Here is a 15613-nt window from a genome sequence, read left to right as displayed (position 1 = left end):
TGCGGATGACGCGGTGATCGACAACGCCGACGGCGACGCGGACTACGCGTTCGTCGGTGCGCATCGGAAGCTCTACGAACACCAGGGCTCGGTCGCGATCGTGCAAATGGGCGCACGAGGGTTCGTGCCGGCGTTGGGCAGGTTCCTGAGCGTGGACCCGGTCGAGGGTGGGGTTGACAACTCGTACGTGTATCCGACGGATCCGGTGAACAAGCTCGACCTGACCGGCAAGTTTTCCGTCGATTCTTACTTGAAGTTGACCAATAACAAGGGAATGCTCGCAGACCCTGGCCTGACGATCTGGAAAAAAGGACAGCCGAACGGCAAGAAGGCCTGGAACAATACGGGGCCCAAGTGCGGATGGGGGGAAGCACTCAATTCCTACTCGGGATCATGTGTCAATCGCCAGGTTCTGCTTGAGAGCCAAACCTTCAAGTGCGATCATTATTGTGCCGAGACCTAGCGCAGAGCCGGGCAAGTAGTGGTTGATTTCGCCGTGCCTGTTGGGCAAGTGGGAGCTTGCGTCTGGTCAATGCGTCAAGGAGGCGCAGCTTGCAACGAGCTAGACCCGGAGGGTTGGGGTGCCGCGCTCGCTGGCGGATCATTGCCAGCATTTGCCGATGCTGAACTCGAGTATTGGAAACGTAGACGAGCCGGTGAACCGTTCTGGTATCCCTGCTCAGAGTTTGGACACTGCTAGTGCGAGAGCGTCAGATGAAGATACCTGGAAATGGCGTTTGGAGCCGTGCTTCGACGCGCAGACGGGTCTCAACACTCCTTATCCTGACACTCCTTATGCTGTCGATCTACGCGGTTCTGAGCTTGACCCTCTCTAGTTCAGTCGCAGATGTCTCACTGGCTGCACTGTTGGTCGTAAACGGAATGTTTGCCGTCATCTTGTCGGGCGTTCACTTGGGCACGATGGTCGCTGATTCGGCCTGGGTTTAGTGCCTATCCGGTTTCCTGTCCGGCGGTCGCCGGCAGGGGTGATTCTTGGTCAGCGTAGTAGGCCTGCTCGATCTCCATCGGGGTTCGGTAATCGAGCTCGCCGTGGAGGCGAGCGTTGTTCCACCACCACACCCATTCCAAGGTTGCCAGCTCGACTTGCTCGACCGTGCGCCAGGGCCCGCGTCGTCGAATCAGTTCGGTCTTGAACAGGCCGTTCACCGCTTCGGCCAGAGCGTTGTCGTAGCTATCGCCGATGCTTCCCGTGGACGGCGTCGCTCCAAGTTCGAGGATCCGATCCGTATAGACCACGGCCAGATAGTTCGACCCGTGATCGGCGTGATGCACGAGCCCGGCAAGGTCCCCGCCGGCATCCCAGGCGGCCATATCGAGCGCTTGCAGCGGCAGCACGTCAGCCTTCAGAGTCGACGCGACCCGCCAGCCCACGATGCGGCGGGAGAACACGTCAGTGACGAACGCGACATAGGCGAACCCGCTCCACGTGGCGACATACGTCACGTCAGCCACCCAGAGCCTGCGTGGGGCCAGCGCGGTGAACTGCCGGTTCACCAGGTCGCCGGGCTTCACCGTCGCCGGATCAGACCGGGTGGTGAAAGCTCTCCTGCTGCGCTTGACGCCTGCAACTCCAGCGAGTTTCATGAGCCTGGCGGTTTGGTCCCGGCCTACCTGCCAACCCTGCCGGCGCATGAGAGCGTGCATCTTCCGACGCCCATAGACGCCGTAGTTCTCCGCATGCAGCCGCGAAACCTCCGGCACGAGCAGCTCGTCGCGCAGATGCCGTGCCGAAGGCGTTCGTGCTTTCGCAGCGCGATAACCGCGGGCCGTCAGAAACCCACTCACTGCCGGCCTCAGCACGCGGCAGAGGAGCTCGACCCCGAAGCGATCTCTCATCTGATCGATGAAGAGGATCATCTCGTCGTGGGGCGGTCGAGCTCCTTGGCGAAAAACACGCTCGCGGCTTTGAGGATCTCGTTGGCCTTGCGCAGCTCGGCGTTCTCGCGTTTCAGCCGTCGAATCTCGATCTCGGCCTCCGAGGTGATCCCCGGGGCAAGGCCCGCGTCGATCTCCTCGCGGCGGACCCAGGTTCGCAGCGTTTCGGGGCTGATCCCGAGCAACCCGCCGACGTGCTTCGCAGCCTCGGTCTTGCTCGGATGGTCAGGCAGCGCCTCGGCGAACATCCGCAGCGCACGCGACTTCATCTCTGGTTCAAACTTCTTCGGCATCGTGGTCCATCCTGGATTAGAGGACGGCACTAAACCCAGGCCGAATCAGACCGCCCAGCACCTGCGCCCTTCTCTTGACGGCCAACCTGTAAGACGCATGGATATCGTCGACGGTTCACGACCGCTGCCATGCCGGGCCCCCTGAACGGGCAGCAATCGCCTCGACCTGCAGTCGCACGGCGCCGGTGCCGTGCGCAGTGCGGTCGTAGACTGGCCGCGTGTCCACCCCCGTTCTCGAGCGCACCCGCACCTACCAGGTGCGCACGTTCGGCTGCCAGATGAACGTGCATGACTCCGAGCGGCTGAGCGGCTCGCTGGAGGCCGCGGGCTACGTCCGGGCTGAGGACGGCGACGCCGACGTCGTCGTCATCAACACGTGCGCCGTGCGCGAGAACGCCGACAACAAGCTCTACGGCAACCTCGGCATGCTCGCGAGCGTCAAGCGCGAGCGCGGCGGCGACATGCAGATCGCCGTCGGCGGGTGCCTCGCCCAGAAAGACAAGAGCGTCATCCTCGAGAAGGCGCCCTACGTCGACGTCGTCTTCGGCACCCACAACATGGGGTCCCTTCCCGCCCTCCTCGAACGGGCCCGGCACAACGGCGAGGCGCAGCTCGAGATCCTCGAATCCCTCGAGACCTTCCCCTCCACGCTGCCCACGCGCCGCGAGTCCACCCACAGCGGCTGGGTGAGCATCTCCGTCGGCTGCAACAACACCTGCACCTTCTGCATCGTGCCCGCCCTGCGCGGCAAGGAGAAGGATCGCCGACCCGGCGACATCCTCGCCGAACTGCAGGCCCTCGTCGACGATGGCGCCATCGAGGTCACGCTGCTCGGGCAGAACGTCAACTCCTACGGCGTCGAGTTCGGCGACCGCCTTGCCTTCGGCAAGCTCCTGCGCGCCGCCGGGCAGATCGACGGCCTCGAGAGGCTGCGCTTCACGAGTCCCCACCCCGCCGCCTTCACCGACGACGTCATCGACGCCATGGCCGAGACGCCCGCCGTCATGCCCCAGCTGCACATGCCCCTGCAGTCCGGCTCCGACCGCATCCTCAAGGCCATGCGGCGCTCTTACCGCAGCGAGAAGTTCCTGGGGATCCTCGAGAGGGTGCGCACGCGCATCCCGCACGCCGCGATCACGACCGACATCATCGTCGGCTTCCCCGGCGAGACGGAGGAGGACTTCGCCGAGACCCTCCGCGTCGTCGAGCAGTCCCGCTTCGCGAGCGCCTTCACCTTCCAGTACTCCATCCGCCCGGGCACGCCCGCCGCGACCATGGACGACCAGGTGCCCAAGGCGGTCGTGCAGGAGCGCTACGAGCGCCTCGTCGCCCTCCAGGAGCGCATCAGCCTCGAGGAGAACCAGAGGCAGGTCGGCCGTGAGGTGCACGTGCTCGTCTCGAGCACCGAGGGGCGCAAGGACGCCGAGAGCGAGCGGCTCACCGGCCGCGCCGAAGACGGCCGCCTCGTACACGTCGCCCAACCTGCGGAGGGCGAGCGGCCCCGGCCCGGCGACATCGTCACCGCGGTGGTCACGCACGCCGCGCCCTTCCACCTGCTCGCCGACGAGCCCGGCCCGCTGCGCATCCGCCGCACCCGATCGGGCGACGCCTGGGTTCGCGCGCAGGCCGAGTCCTGCGCCGTGCCCGCACCCGGCGCGGCACCGGGCGCGGCGAGCGGCCGGGTCTCGCTCGGGCTGCCGGGGCTGCGCGCCCGCTCGTGATCCTCGCCGTCGTCGGCGCGACCGGCACGGGCAAGAGCGAGCTCGCCCTCGCGCTCGCGCGGCGCTGGGGCGACGCCGGGCGCGCGGTCGAGATCGTCAACGCCGACGCCATGCAGCTCTACCGCGGTATGGACATCGGCACCGCGAAACTGCCCCCGAGCGATCGCGAGGGCATCCCGCACCACCTCCTCGACGTCCTCGACGTCACCGAGGAGGCATCCGTCGCGCGCTATCAAGAGGATGCCCGGCGCACGATCGACGCGATCACCGAGCGCGGCGCCACCCCCCTGCTCGTGGGCGGCTCGGGCCTCTACGTCGCGGCCGTGCTCACCGACTTCCGGTTTCCGGGCACCGACCCCGAGCGCCGCGCGCACTGGGAGGCGGTGCTCGCCGAGCGCGGGCTCGCCGCCCTGCACGAGCAGCTGCGGCAGCGCGACCCTGTCGCCGCCGACGCGATCGGGCCGCACAACGGCCGCCGCATCGTGCGCGCCCTCGAGGTCGGCGACCTCACCGGCGAGCCCTTCAGCGCTGGGCTCGCCGCACGGGAGCGCCCCTGGCGCCCCTACCGGCAGGTGGGTCTGCACCTTGAGCGCTCGGCGCTCGTACCGCGTCTCGACGCGCGCGTCGAAGGCATGTGGCGTGCCGGGCTGCTCGACGAGGTGCGCGGCCTGCTGCCGCGGGGCCTCGCGCGCGGGGTGACCGCGAGCCGGGCCATCGGCTACGCGCAAGCGATCGGCCAGCTTGAGGGCAGGCTCAGCGAGCGCGCGGCCATCGAGGAGACGCAGGCCCTCACGCGCCGCTACGCGCGACGCCAGGTGAGCTGGTTCCGCCGCGACGAGAGCGTGCGCTGGATCGATGCGGCGACCGACGACCGGCTCGACCAGGCGATGCACGCTCTGGGCGGTGACGGCCCAGACGACAGCAACGGTGCAGGCGACGGCGTCGATACGATGGAGAGATGACCTCGCTCCTGCGCTTCACGAAGGGCCACGGCACCGGCAACGACTTCGTGCTGTACTCCGACCCGGCCGGGGACCGGCCGCTCACGGCGGCGGAGCGCGCGGCCCTTGCCGATCGGCACCGCGGCGTCGGCGGCGACGGCGTCATCCGCGCCGTGCGGTCGGCGAACCTTCCCGAGGGTGCCGCCGCGCTCGCGGAGGACCCGGACGCGGAGTGGTTCATGGACTACACGAACGCCGACGGCAGCCCCTCCGAGATGTGCGGCAACGGCATCCGCGTCTTCGTGCGCTACCTGCTCGAGAACGGACTCGCGACCCTCGACGAGGGTCAGTCCCTGCCGATCGGGACACGGTCGGGAGTGCGCGACGTGCACCGCCTCGCCGACGGCTTCGCCGCCGACCTCGGGCGCTGGTCGCTCCACGGTGGCGAGCCGACCGTGACCGCGCGCGCCCTGCCCGTGCCGCGCCCGGGCCTCGGCATCTCCGTCGGCAACCCGCACGTCGTCGTCGCGCTCGCGAGCGAGGCCGAGCTCGAGTCGGTCGACCTGAGCGAAGCGCCCGTGCTCGACCCCGCGCCCGAGGCCGGCGCGAACGTCGAGTTCGTCGTGCCCGCCGACCCGCTCGTCGTCGACGGCGTGGGGCGCATCCGCATGCGCGTGCACGAGCGCGGCAGCGGCGAGACGCTCTCCTGCGGCACGGGCGCCGTCGCGGCGGCGCTCGCGGTGCGGCACTGGGCCGGGCCCTCGGCGCCGACCGAGTGGCGCGTCGAGGTGCCCGGCGGCGTGCTCGGCGTGCGCGTCTTCGCGGCGGAGGACGGCGAGCACGCGGCCCTCAGCGGGCCCGCCGAGCTCGTGTTCGACGGCACGCTCCTGGTCTAGAAACTCGCTCGATGCGGGACGCGCGCCGCTACTCGGCGACAGGGCTTGTGCGCCGCACCCGCAGCACGCGGTAGCCCTTCTGGGTCGCGGCACGGCTGACGGTCGACCACGCGCCGAACGACTCCTCGAGCCAGTGCTGCAGCGAGTCTGACCCGAGGTTGCGGGCGACGACGAGCCAGGCGGAGGCATCGTCGTCGAGGCGGGGAACCCAGTGCTCGAGCATCCCGTGCAATTCGTTCTTGCCCACGCGGATGGGCGGGTTCGACCAGATACACGAGAAGCGCACGTCATCGGGCACCTGCTCGGGCCGAACCGCCGTGATGTTCGAGAGGCCGAGCCGGGCGGCGTTTCGGCGTGTGAGGTCGAGGGAGCGCTCGTTGACGTCGACCGCCCACACCGTCGCCTCGGGGGAGCGCAGCGCGAGGCTCAGAGCGATCGGGCCCCAGCCGCACCCGAGGTCGAGCACGTGGCCCGTCGTGGGCGGGGGCGGCACGGAGGTCAGCAGCACGCGCGTGCCCGCGTCGAGGGCGCGCGGGCTGAAGACGCCGCCGGCCGTGACCACCTCGACCTCGCGGTCGGCGAGCGTGACGCTGAGCGGGGAGAGGACGAGTTCGCCGCGCGGCTGATCGCTGAAGTAGTGATCGGCCGCCATGACACCAGAATCTACCGAAGTAACGCGAGTACAGTGAGCGACGATGACCGAGACAGACCCGCAGAACCCGGCCTCCGAGTCGGGCGACACATCCGCGCCGCGCGATGCGGGGGCGGATGCTGTGGCGCGCGTCCTGGCGAACGCCGACTCGCACGCCCGCTCGGTGACGCTGCACGGCGGCCGTGCCGCCGCCCTGCAGGTCGACAACGACTACGCGCACGACCGCGACGGCGACCAGTTCGACCGCGAGGATCGTGCGGCCCTTCGCCGCGTCGGCGGCCTCTCGACCGAGCTCGAAGACGTCACCGAGGTCGAGTACCGGCAGCTGCGGCTCGAGAACGTCATCCTCATCGGCATCTACGCGCAGGGCGCCCTCGACGAGGCCGAGAACTCGCTGCGCGAGCTCGCGGCCCTCGCCGAGACCGCGGGCGCCGTCGTGCTCGACGGCCTGCTGCAGCGCCGCCCTAACCCCGACCCGAGCACCTACCTGGGCAAGGGCAAGGCCGCCGAGCTCGGCCTCATCGTCAAGGAGCTCGGCGCCGACACCGTCATCGCCGACACCGAGCTCGCTCCGAGCCAGCGGCGCGCGCTCGAAGACGTCGTGAAGGTCAAGGTCATCGACCGCACGGCCGTCATCCTCGACATCTTCAGCCAGCACGCGAAGAGCCGCGAGGGCAAGGCGCAGGTCGAGCTCGCCCAGCTCGAGTACCTGCTGCCGCGCTTGCGCGGCTGGGGCGAGTCGATGTCGCGTCAGGCCGGTGGCCAGGTCGGCGGCGCCGGGGCCGGCATGGGCAGCCGTGGCCCGGGTGAGACGAAGATCGAGCTCGACCGCCGCCGCATCCACACCCGCATGTCGAAGCTGCGCCGCCAGATCAAGGGCTTCGCGCCCGCCCGTGCCGCCAAGCGCGCCAACCGCGATCGCTTCGCCGTGCCGAGCGTCGCGATCGCGGGGTACACGAACGCCGGCAAGTCGAGCTTGCTCAACCGCCTCACGCGCGCGGGCGTGCTCGTCGAGAACGCGCTCTTCGCCACCCTCGACCCGACCGTGCGCAAGACGACGACGCCCGAGGGCCGCCCCTACACGCTCGCCGACACGGTCGGCTTCGTGCGCAACCTGCCGCACCAGCTTGTCGAGGCCTTCCGCTCGACGCTCGAGGAGGTCGCCGACAGCGACGTCATCGTGCACGTCATCGACGGCGCCCACCCCGACCCCGCTGCGCAGCTCGCGACAGTGCGGGACGTCATCGGTGAGGTGGATGCGCGCCATCTTCCCGAGATCGTCGCGATCAACAAGAGCGACCTCCTGGACGACGACGCCCGCCTCCTGCTGCGCGGGCTCGTGCCCGGCGCGGTCTTCGTCTCCGCCAAGACGGGCGAGGGGGTCGACGAGCTGCGCGCGCGCATTGCCGAGACCCTGCCCGACCCCGAGGTCGAGGTGACCGCGGTCGTGCCGTACGACCGCGGCGACCTCGTCTCGCTCGTGCACGAGCGCGGCCGCGTGCTCGAGACTTCCTACGAGGAGGAGGGCACGCGCGTGCACGCCCTCGTGAACTCGGGTCTGGCGGCGCAGCTCGAGCCGTTCACGACGACCGCGGCACCGACCGCGACGGCGGGAGCCCGCTAGACCTTCCGCATGACGCTGACGACCTTGCCGAGGATCGTCGCGTGGTCGCCGAGGATCGGCTCGAAGGCCGAGTTGCGGGGCAGCAGCCAGGTGTGGCCGTCGCGCTGCTTGAAGACCTTCACGGTCGCCTCGTTGTCGAGCATCGCTGCGACGATCTCACCGTTCTCGGCGGTGTTCTGCTGGCGCACGACGACCCAGTCGCCGTCGCAGATGGCGGCGTCGATCATGGAGTCGCCGACGACGGTGAGCATGAAGAGCTCGCCCTTGCCGACGAGCTGGCGGGGGAGCGGCACGACCTCCTCCACCATCTGATCGGCGGTGATCGGGATGCCCGCGGCGATGCGCCCGACGAGGGGCACCATGGCGGCGTCGCCGACGGAGGGGCTCGTGGAGACCGGGGTGTCGATCGTGATGGTCGTGTCGGGCTCGAGGTCGATGAGCACTTCGAGGGCGCGCGGCCGGTTCGGGTCGCGGCGCAGGTAGCCGCTGAGCTCGAGCTGACCGAGCTGGTGGGCGACGCTCGAGAGCGAGGAGAGCCCGACGGCCTCGCCGATCTCGCGCATGCTCGGCGGGTAGCCCCGGCTCGCGACCGAGGACTGGATGAACCCGAGGATGGCGCGCTGCTTGTCGCTCAGCGTCGTGCGGCGGCGCGTGCCGGGCGCGGCGGCGCTCGGTGCCGTGCTGATGTCGACGGTCTCGTCGGCCATGGGGTTCTCCCTCGTGTCGTGTCGAGTGCCCGCCGTCACTGCCGGTGTGACCAATGTCGGTGGTCTGCCGTTGACTGCACTCGAACCCTCGAAACTCTATCCACGAGTGGGGCGCAACTCAAACATCTGTTCGAGTGTGTCGCCCGATTCATGGAGAAAAAGGGGCCGGGGGCTTGAAAGTGTGTTCGATCGAAGGTATGTTCGGAACACAGGTTCGTACCCGCGTCTCCCGGCCGAGATCGGGTACCTGCCCCGGCAGCTCCCCCGCTGCCGGGGCACCTGCACCCCCCACCAGGCCCAGTTGTCAGCCAGGCCCACTTGTCAGAAGGAGAACCGCGATGAGCTCCATCACCTACGGCACCGGCACCTACGACGGTGGCTTTGCGCTCCCGGTTGCGCGCACCCGTCTGCGGCTCACTCGCCGCGGACGGGCGGTCATCGCCGTGCTCGTCTCGCTGCCCCTCGTCATCGCGCTCGTCATGCTCGCCCTCAACGGTGGGGGAGCGACGGCGACCTCGGGGCTCGAGCAGTCGTCGACAGTGACGGTCCAGGGGGGCCAGTCGCTCTGGTCCCTCGCCGGCACTCTCGCCCCCGAGGCGAACCCCGCCGACGTCGTCGCCGACATCCTCGCGATCAACGGCCTCGACACCGCGAGCGTCCAGCCCGGCCAGGTGCTCATCGTTCCCGAGCGCTACGCGGGCTGAGGCTCCCACCGCGGGCCGAGCCCCGCTCACGCCCGTCTACGATGGGCGAGTGACGAGCCTCGACGACCTTCCGATCCGCGACGACCTGCGCGGGCAGTCCCCCTACGGAGCCCCGCAGAAGCCCGTGCGCATCGCTCTCAACGTCAACGAGAACACGCACCCGATTCCCGAGGTCGTCGTCGCGCACGTGACCGCCGCGGTCGAGCACGCGCTGCGCACCGTCAACCGGTACCCCGACCGCGAGTTCACGACGCTGCGCGAGCACCTCGCCACCTATCTGGGCGAGGGTGTCGAGCGCGAGCAGGTGTGGGCCGCGAACGGCTCCAACGAGGTCATCCAGCAGCTGCTGCAGGCCTTCGGCGGCCCGGGTCGCCGCGTGCTCGGCTTCCCGCCCACCTACTCGATGCACTCGATCATCGCGTCGAGCACGGGCACCGAGTGGGTCACGGCGGAGCGCGACGACGAGTTCCGCCTGAGCCCCGCCACCGCCGTCGCGGCCGTCGAGCGGCTCGACCCCGACATCGTCTTCCTCTGCACCCCCAACAACCCGACGGGCACGCCCATCGGCCTCGACACGATCGAGGCGGTCTGCGCCGTGGCGCGCGGCATCGTGATCGTCGACGAGGCCTACGCGGAATTCCTGCCCGAGGGCGAGCCGAGCGCGCTGAGCCTGCTGCCGGGCCGCCCGCGCCTCGTCGTCTCCCGCACCATGAGCAAGGCGTTCGCGTTCGCGGGCGCCCGGCTGGGCTACCTCGCGGCCGACCCCGCGGTCGTGGATGCTCTGCGCCTCGTCCGCCTGCCGTACCACCTCTCCGCGCTCACGCAGGCGGCCGCGGTTGCCGCACTGCAGCACGCACCGCTCATGCTCGAGACCGTGGACGCGATCCGGGCCCAGCGCGACCGGCTAGTCGTCGAGCTCGCCGCGCTCGGCTACGCGCCGCATGCGAGCGGCGCGAACTTCGTGCTGTTCGGGGGAGTCGACGACCCGCAGGCGACGTTCCAGTACCTGCTCGAGCACGACATCCTCATCCGCGATATCGGGCTCCCGGGCCACCTCCGGGTGACGGCGGGCACGCCCGAGGAGACGACCGAGTTCCTCGAGGTGCTCGGTAGGATGAACCGGTGAGTACTTCAGGCACCACCTCCGCGCGCCCCTCGCGCGTCGCCGAGCTGCGGCGCGAGACGAGCGAGTCGAGCATCGAGCTGCGCGTCGACCTCGACGGCACCGGCCGCTCGTCGATCTCGACGACCGTGCCCTTCTTCGACCACATGCTCACGGCTCTCGCCAAGCACTCCCTCCTCGATCTCGACGTGACCGCCCACGGCGACACCGACATCGACGTGCACCACACGGTGGAGGACACGGGCATCGTGCTCGGCAGGGCGATCGGCCAGGCGCTCGGCGACAAGGCCGGCATCGCGCGCTTCGGCGACGCCCTCGTGCCGCTCGACGAGGCGCTCGCGCAGGCCGTCGTCGACGTGAGCGGTCGCCCCTACCTCGTGCACTCGGGCGAGCCGGCAGGCTTCGAGCACCACCTCATCGGCGGCCACTTCACGGGCTCCATGGTGCGCCACGTCTTCGAGGCGATCACGATGCACGCGGGCCTCACGGTGCACCTCACGGTGCTCGCCGGTCGTGACCCGCACCACATCGCCGAGGCCGAGTTCAAGGCCTTCGCGCGCGCGCTGCGCCAGGCGGTGCAGCGCGACGACCGCGTGAGCGGCGTGCCCTCCACCAAGGGAGCGCTCTAGCCGTGACCTCCCCTCTCGTGGTCGTGCTCGACTACGGCTCGGGCAACGTGCACTCGGCGGTCAAGGCCGTCGAGGCCGCCGGCGCGCGCGTCGAGCTCACGGCCGACCGAGCGCGCGTCATGGCCGCCGACGGCCTCCTGGTGCCCGGCGTGGGCGCCTTCCGTGCGGTCATGGATGCCCTGCGCGCGGTCCGCGGCGACGAACTGGTCGATCGGCGCCTCGCGGGGGGCCGCGCGGTCATGGGCATCTGCGTCGGCCAGCAGATCATGTTCGAGCGCGGCGAGGAGCACGGCGACGTGTGCGAGGGCCTCGGCGAGTGGCCGGGCACGGTCACGGCGCTGCAGGCGCCGCGGGTGCCCCACATGGGCTGGAACACCGTGCAGGCGCCCGAGGACTCGGCCCTCTTCGAGGGCCTCCACGACGAGCGCTTCTACTTCGTGCACTCCTATGCGGCCCACGACTGGAGCCTCGAGGTCACGAATCCGAAGATTCGTGCGCCGCGCGTGACGTGGAGCGAGCACGGCGAGCGCTTCGTGGCGGCGGTCGAGAACGGCCCGCTCACCTCGACGCAGTTCCACCCCGAGAAGTCGGGCAGCGCGGGCCTCGCGCTCCTGGGCAACTGGCTGCGCACGCTGTAGACCGCACGGGGCTGTCCTGCGGGGCTCGTCGTGCGGAGTACGATGTGGTGTTTGTGTCTGCGCACGATCATCGCGTGCCGGCACTCCGAGCGCCCAGCCCCGCGACCGTCGATTCGAACCGAGAGTGATCCATGAGCGAGTTCTCCACCGTCCCTGCCCTGACGCTGCTGCCCGCGGTGGACGTCTCCGGAGGCAAGGCGGTGCGGCTCACCCAGGGTGAGGCGGGCACCGAGACGAACTACGGCGACCCGATCGACGCCGCGCACGAGTGGGCCGACCAGGGTGCGGAGTGGATCCACCTCGTCGACCTCGACGCGGCCTTCGGTCGCGGCAACAACCGCGCGATCATCAAGAAGGTCGTCAAGACCACGCCCAAGCGCGTCAACATCGAGCTCTCCGGCGGCATCCGCGACGACGCGAGCCTCGAGGCGGCCCTCGCAACGGGCGCGAAGCGCATCAACCTCGGCACCGCGGCTCTCGAGAACCCCGAGTGGGCGGCGCACGTCATCGCCGAGTACGGCGAGGCCATCGCGGTCGGCCTCGACGTGCGCGGCACGACGCTCGCGGCGCGCGGCTGGACGGAGGAGGGCGGCGACCTGTGGGCCGTGCTCGAGCGCCTCGAGCTCGCCGGCTGCGCCCGTTACGTCGTCACCGACGTGACGAAGGACGGCACGCTCAAGGGCCCGAACCTCGACCTGCTGCGCTCCGTCATGGAGCACACCCACCGACCCGTCATCGCCTCGGGCGGCGTCTCGAGCCTCGACGACATCGCCGCGCTGCGCGAGCTCGTGCCGCTCGGCCTCGAGGGCACGATCGTGGGCAAGGCCTTGTACGCGGGCGCGTTCACCCTGCCCGAAGCACTCGACGTCGCGGGTCGCTAGAGCCGAGCATCCCGTGTCGCCCTCGCAGCACGATTCGGCCGGCCAGCCCTGGGAGGGGCGGCACTTCGAGCCGAACCCGAACGCGCTGGATGACGGCACGGCGCCGCCGCAGTTCCTCGCGATCGTCGCCGACCTGCGCGAGGGCCGCGCGAGCCTGCGCGAGGTCGTCGACGTCGTGCGCGAGTGCCGATTCCTCATTCCGCTCGTCGCCGTGGCGGGGGAGACCGGGCTCAGTGAGACCGGCCAGACGCTCGACAAGTCTCAAGAGCTCTCGATCATCACCGTGAGCGGGCCAGACGGCCGCGCGATCCTGCCCGTGTTCTCCTCGGTCGCCGCCATGACCCACTGGCGACCGGATGCCCGGCCGGTGCCGGCCGACGCGGTGCGCGTCGCCCTCGCCGCCGCCTCCGAGAACACCGATCGCATCGTCATCGACGCCCGCGGCGAGACCGAGCTCGTGCTGCCGCGCCCCGCCGTGTGGGCGATCGCGCAGCAGACGCCGTGGGTGCCCGCCGTCGAGGACGACGCCGTGCTCGAGGCGATCGCCCGCCCGGCAGAAGCGCACCCCGAGGTGTGGGCCGCGAGCCTCATCGCCGGTGACCCGCTCGGCCACGGTGTCGAGCCGGAGGTCATCGTGCGCCTCGCGATCGAGCCGGGGCTCGCCCCCGAGCGCCTGCGCGACATCGTGGGCGAGCTCAGCGCGGCCTGGGCGGCGGATGCGACCGCCGCCGAGCGCATCGACTCGCTCTCGGTGCAGCCGATCGCCGCACCCCGCTGAGGAACGGCACGCGCTGAGAAGCGGTGCGCGCTGAGAGGCCGTGCTAGCTGACGGCGCCCGTGTACTTCTCGCCCGGCCCCTGCCCGGGAGCGTCGGGGAACGGCGAGGCCTCGCGGAAGGCGAGCTGCACCGAGCGCAGGCCGTCGCGCAGTACGCGCGCGTGGTGGTCGCCGAGCTCGGGAGCCGCGGCCGTGATGAGGCCGGCCAGGGCGGTGATCAGTTTGCGGGCCTCCGCGAGGTCGCGCTCGGCCTCGCCGTTCTCGGAGAGCCCGCACTTGACGGCTGCGGCGCTCAGGAGGTGCACGCTGACCGTGTTGATGATCTCGACGGCGGGAACGTCGGCGATGTCGCGCGACGGATCGGCCATCACGGTCGGGTCAACAGGCAGGGGGGATGAGTCGCTCATGGAACCTCTCGAAACGACCCCGCGCACCCGGACGGTGACGAACGGGGCGGGGTGCTGGTAGTCTGATGCGGGCTCCGGGGCCTGAACCCCGGTACGAAAGTGGAGAATCTCCCACCCGCGCTTGACCGCTTCATTAGGTTACCGGGTTGCATCACCCCGCTCGACGGCATCAGCAAGGCCGCGCGAGGACCGTGGGTGGTAGTGGCTGTGCACCACGGAAGCTCTCCTCTCTCGGAACGGCCGGGCCAGGCGCCCGCCGGTCGCCACCCATTGTCACGAAGAGGAGAATCGCATCAGCGAACCGAGAACGAATGACCGCATCCGCGTCCCCGAGGTCCGACTCGTCGGGCCGGGAGGCGAGCAGGTTGGCGTCGTCAAGATGGAGGTGGCCTTGCGCTTGGCGCAGGAGGCCGACCTCGACCTCGTCGAGGTCGCGCCCAACTCGAAGCCGCCCGTCGTCAAGATCATGGACTACGGCAAGTTCAAGTACGAGGCCGCTCAGAAGGCGAAGGAAGCGCGTCGCAACCAGGCGAACACGATCCTCAAGGAGGTTCGCTTCCGCCTCAAGATCGACTCGCACGACTACGAGACGAAGCGCAAGCGCGCCGAGGGCTTCCTCAAGGCCGGCGACAAGGTCAAGGCCATGATCCTGTTCCGCGGCCGTGAGCAGTCCCGCCCCGAGCAGGGCGTGCGCCTGCTGCAGCGCTTCGCCGAGGACGTCGCCGAGTACGGCGTCGTGGAGAACACCCCCACGATCGACGGACGCAACATGGTCATGATCATCGGCCCGCTCAGGAACAAGTCGGACGCCAAGGCCGAGGCCAACGCGTCCCGCGCCGCCCGCAAGGCGGAGGCCACGGCCGCCAAGGCCCCGGCCAAGGCAGCGGCCCAGGAGAAGTCCGCCGCCGCAGACCCCACGACCAGCACGACAGATTGAGCGCAGCACCGCGCTGCGCACCACGAGAAGAGGAATCACCATGCCCAAGCAGAAGACGCACTCCGGTGCCAAGAAGCGCTTCAAGCTGACCGGCTCCGGCAAGGTCATGAAGCAGGGCGCCGGCATGCGCCACAACCTGGAGAAGAAGTCGAGCGAGGTGACGCGGCGCCTCAACCGCGAGGTCGTCCTCGCCCCGGCCGACGCGAAGGTCATCAAGAAGCTCATCGGCAAGAAGAAGTAAGACCCGAGACGAAACCGAAGGATTGAAGAAATGGCAAGAGTCAAGCGGGCTGTCAACGCCCACAAGAAGCGTCGGGTCATCCTTGAGCGCGCCGAGGGCTACCGCGGTCAGCGGTCGCGCCTGTACCGCAAGGCGAAGGAGCAGGTCACCCACTCCCTCGTCTACGCATACCGCGACCGTCGCGCCAAGAAGGGCGAGTTCCGTCGTCTCTGGATCCAGCGCATCAACGCCGCTGCCCGCCAGAACGGCATGACGTACAACCGCCTCATCCAGGGTCTCGGCCTCGCCGGGGTCGAGGTCGACCGCCGCATGCTCGCCGAGCTCGCGGTCAACGAGCCCACCGCGTTCGCCTCGCTCGTCGAGACCGCGCGTCAGGCTCTGCCCGCCGACACCTCGGCGCCGAAGAGCCCCGCGGCCTGAGCGTCAGGTACGTGTGCCCCGCGGCCTGAGCCCTGATCCACCGAGCGGGTCCGCTTTCGCGTGGGTGTGGGAGCAGCGAAATGTCCTTCTGACCGGGGAGAATGGGGGTGTTGAAGCCAGATTCAC

General features: G+C 69.8%; 18 protein-coding genes. 14 read left to right on the top strand and 4 right to left on the bottom strand.

Going from position 1 to position 15613, the window contains the following annotated elements:
* On the top strand, positions 1 to 463 hold a 463-nt coding region (locus FK219_RS12560), incomplete at its 5' end, for an RHS repeat-associated core domain-containing protein (protein WP_210416828.1).
* Positions 464 to 951: 488 nt separating this feature from the next.
* On the opposite strand, the gene FK219_RS12555 is transcribed toward FK219_RS12560, so the two are convergent.
* A protein-coding gene (locus tag FK219_RS12555; protein ID WP_152582760.1) for an IS3 family transposase occupies positions 952 to 2189 on the bottom strand; the annotation gives its coding sequence in 2 pieces (ribosomal slippage) (positions 952 to 1904 and positions 1904 to 2189; 1239 coding nt in all).
* A gap of 218 nt (positions 2190 to 2407) precedes the next feature.
* Here FK219_RS12555 and miaB point away from each other — a divergent pair.
* From miaB to dapF, 3 genes are read left to right on the top strand one after another with little or no spacing between them, the layout of a single operon-like run.
* On the top strand, positions 2408 to 3910 hold the full coding sequence (miaB, locus tag FK219_RS12550; protein ID WP_152582759.1) for a tRNA (N6-isopentenyl adenosine(37)-C2)-methylthiotransferase MiaB: 1503 nt from the start codon (positions 2408 to 2410) through the stop codon (positions 3908 to 3910).
* Positions 3907 to 4872 carry a tRNA (adenosine(37)-N6)-dimethylallyltransferase MiaA gene (miaA, locus tag FK219_RS12545; protein WP_152582758.1) on the top strand — a complete coding sequence of 322 codons (966 nt, stop codon included), beginning with the start codon at positions 3907 to 3909 and terminating at the stop codon, positions 4870 to 4872. The genes miaB and miaA overlap by 4 nt, the downstream gene beginning before the upstream one ends.
* Complete coding sequence (gene dapF / locus FK219_RS12540; RefSeq protein ID WP_152582757.1) at positions 4869 to 5747, top strand: diaminopimelate epimerase; 879 nt, start codon at positions 4869 to 4871, stop codon at positions 5745 to 5747. The genes miaA and dapF overlap by 4 nt, the downstream gene beginning before the upstream one ends.
* A gap of 28 nt (positions 5748 to 5775) precedes the next feature.
* Here the strand turns inward: dapF and FK219_RS12535 are convergent, their stop codons facing one another.
* Positions 5776 to 6399 carry a class I SAM-dependent methyltransferase gene (locus tag FK219_RS12535; protein ID WP_152582756.1) on the bottom strand — a complete coding sequence of 208 codons (624 nt, stop codon included), beginning with the start codon at positions 6397 to 6399 and terminating at the stop codon, positions 5776 to 5778.
* A 43-nt stretch (positions 6400 to 6442) separates the two neighbouring features.
* On the opposite strand from FK219_RS12535, the gene hflX reads away from it, so the two are divergent.
* Positions 6443 to 8023 carry a GTPase HflX gene (hflX, locus tag FK219_RS12530; RefSeq protein ID WP_152582755.1) on the top strand — a complete coding sequence of 527 codons (1581 nt, stop codon included), beginning with the start codon at positions 6443 to 6445 and terminating at the stop codon, positions 8021 to 8023.
* On the opposite strand, the gene lexA is transcribed toward hflX, so the two are convergent.
* A complete protein-coding gene (gene lexA / locus FK219_RS12525) occupies positions 8020 to 8730 on the bottom strand; it encodes a transcriptional repressor LexA (RefSeq protein ID WP_152582754.1) in 711 nt (236 codons plus the stop codon). The two genes, hflX and lexA, sit on opposite strands and share 4 nt — an antisense overlap.
* Before the next feature lie 338 nt (positions 8731 to 9068).
* Between lexA and FK219_RS12520 the strand changes: the two genes are divergently transcribed.
* The 6 genes from FK219_RS12520 (at position 9069) to FK219_RS12495 (ending at position 13483) form a co-directional block, all read left to right on the top strand.
* Positions 9069 to 9434: a LysM peptidoglycan-binding domain-containing protein gene (locus tag FK219_RS12520; protein ID WP_152582753.1), complete on the top strand. Its 366-nt coding sequence runs from the start codon at positions 9069 to 9071 to the stop codon at positions 9432 to 9434.
* A 49-nt stretch (positions 9435 to 9483) separates the two neighbouring features.
* Positions 9484 to 10560 carry a histidinol-phosphate transaminase gene (locus tag FK219_RS12515; protein WP_152582752.1) on the top strand — a complete coding sequence of 359 codons (1077 nt, stop codon included), beginning with the start codon at positions 9484 to 9486 and terminating at the stop codon, positions 10558 to 10560.
* A gap of 44 nt (positions 10561 to 10604) precedes the next feature.
* On the top strand, positions 10605 to 11186 hold the full coding sequence (hisB, locus tag FK219_RS12510; RefSeq protein WP_168212708.1) for an imidazoleglycerol-phosphate dehydratase HisB: 582 nt from the start codon (positions 10605 to 10607) through the stop codon (positions 11184 to 11186).
* 2 nt (positions 11187 to 11188) lie between these two features.
* Positions 11189 to 11824 carry an imidazole glycerol phosphate synthase subunit HisH gene (gene hisH, locus FK219_RS12505; protein ID WP_152582750.1) on the top strand — a complete coding sequence of 212 codons (636 nt, stop codon included), beginning with the start codon at positions 11189 to 11191 and terminating at the stop codon, positions 11822 to 11824.
* A 131-nt stretch (positions 11825 to 11955) separates the two neighbouring features.
* Positions 11956 to 12705: a bifunctional 1-(5-phosphoribosyl)-5-((5-phosphoribosylamino)methylideneamino)imidazole-4-carboxamide isomerase/phosphoribosylanthranilate isomerase PriA gene (gene priA / locus FK219_RS12500; protein WP_152582749.1), complete on the top strand. Its 750-nt coding sequence runs from the start codon at positions 11956 to 11958 to the stop codon at positions 12703 to 12705.
* A gap of 13 nt (positions 12706 to 12718) precedes the next feature.
* Complete coding sequence (locus FK219_RS12495) at positions 12719 to 13483, top strand: SseB family protein (protein WP_152582748.1); 765 nt, start codon at positions 12719 to 12721, stop codon at positions 13481 to 13483.
* A gap of 43 nt (positions 13484 to 13526) precedes the next feature.
* Here FK219_RS12495 and FK219_RS12490 read toward each other — a convergent pair whose 3' ends face one another.
* Positions 13527 to 13889: a DUF1844 domain-containing protein gene (locus tag FK219_RS12490; protein WP_179872066.1), complete on the bottom strand. Its 363-nt coding sequence runs from the start codon at positions 13887 to 13889 to the stop codon at positions 13527 to 13529.
* A 292-nt stretch (positions 13890 to 14181) separates the two neighbouring features.
* Here FK219_RS12490 and infC point away from each other — a divergent pair, with 292 nt between their 5' ends.
* From infC to rplT, 3 genes are read left to right on the top strand one after another with little or no spacing between them, the layout of a single operon-like run.
* Positions 14182 to 14826, top strand: coding sequence for a translation initiation factor IF-3 (gene infC, locus FK219_RS12485; RefSeq protein ID WP_152582747.1), 645 nt, complete (start codon positions 14182 to 14184; stop codon positions 14824 to 14826).
* A 40-nt stretch (positions 14827 to 14866) separates the two neighbouring features.
* The gene (gene rpmI / locus FK219_RS12480) at positions 14867 to 15067 is read left to right on the top strand and encodes a 50S ribosomal protein L35 (protein ID WP_100822555.1); all 201 of its coding nucleotides are present in this window, start codon (positions 14867 to 14869) and stop codon (positions 15065 to 15067) included.
* A 30-nt stretch (positions 15068 to 15097) separates the two neighbouring features.
* Positions 15098 to 15487: a 50S ribosomal protein L20 gene (rplT, locus tag FK219_RS12475; RefSeq protein WP_152582746.1), complete on the top strand. Its 390-nt coding sequence runs from the start codon at positions 15098 to 15100 to the stop codon at positions 15485 to 15487.
* Positions 15488 to 15613: the final 126 nt, after the last annotated feature.

This window comes from Microcella pacifica, assembly GCF_009371975.2.
Classification (GTDB): domain Bacteria; phylum Actinomycetota; class Actinomycetes; order Actinomycetales; family Microbacteriaceae; genus Microcella; species Microcella pacifica.
Note: the sequence above shows the minus strand (reverse complement) of the source record. Positions and strands in the feature narration are given on the sequence as shown.

Coding starts and splice junctions, on each gene's coding strand:
- rplT (WP_152582746.1), top strand. CDS start 15,098: ATGGCAAGAGTCAAGCGGGCTGTCAACGCCCACAAGAAGCGTCGGGTC.
- FK219_RS12520 (WP_152582753.1), top strand. CDS start 9,069: ATGAGCTCCATCACCTACGGCACCGGCACCTACGACGGTGGCTTTGCG.
- FK219_RS12490 (WP_179872066.1), bottom strand. CDS start 13,889: ATGAGCGACTCATCCCCCCTGCCTGTTGACCCGACCGTGATGGCCGAT.
- hflX (WP_152582755.1), top strand. CDS start 6,443: ATGACCGAGACAGACCCGCAGAACCCGGCCTCCGAGTCGGGCGACACA.
- dapF (WP_152582757.1), top strand. CDS start 4,869: ATGACCTCGCTCCTGCGCTTCACGAAGGGCCACGGCACCGGCAACGAC.
- FK219_RS12535 (WP_152582756.1), bottom strand. CDS start 6,399: ATGGCGGCCGATCACTACTTCAGCGATCAGCCGCGCGGCGAACTCGTC.
- lexA (WP_152582754.1), bottom strand. CDS start 8,730: ATGGCCGACGAGACCGTCGACATCAGCACGGCACCGAGCGCCGCCGCG.
- rpmI (WP_100822555.1), top strand. CDS start 14,867: ATGCCCAAGCAGAAGACGCACTCCGGTGCCAAGAAGCGCTTCAAGCTG.
- priA (WP_152582749.1), top strand. CDS start 11,956: ATGAGCGAGTTCTCCACCGTCCCTGCCCTGACGCTGCTGCCCGCGGTG.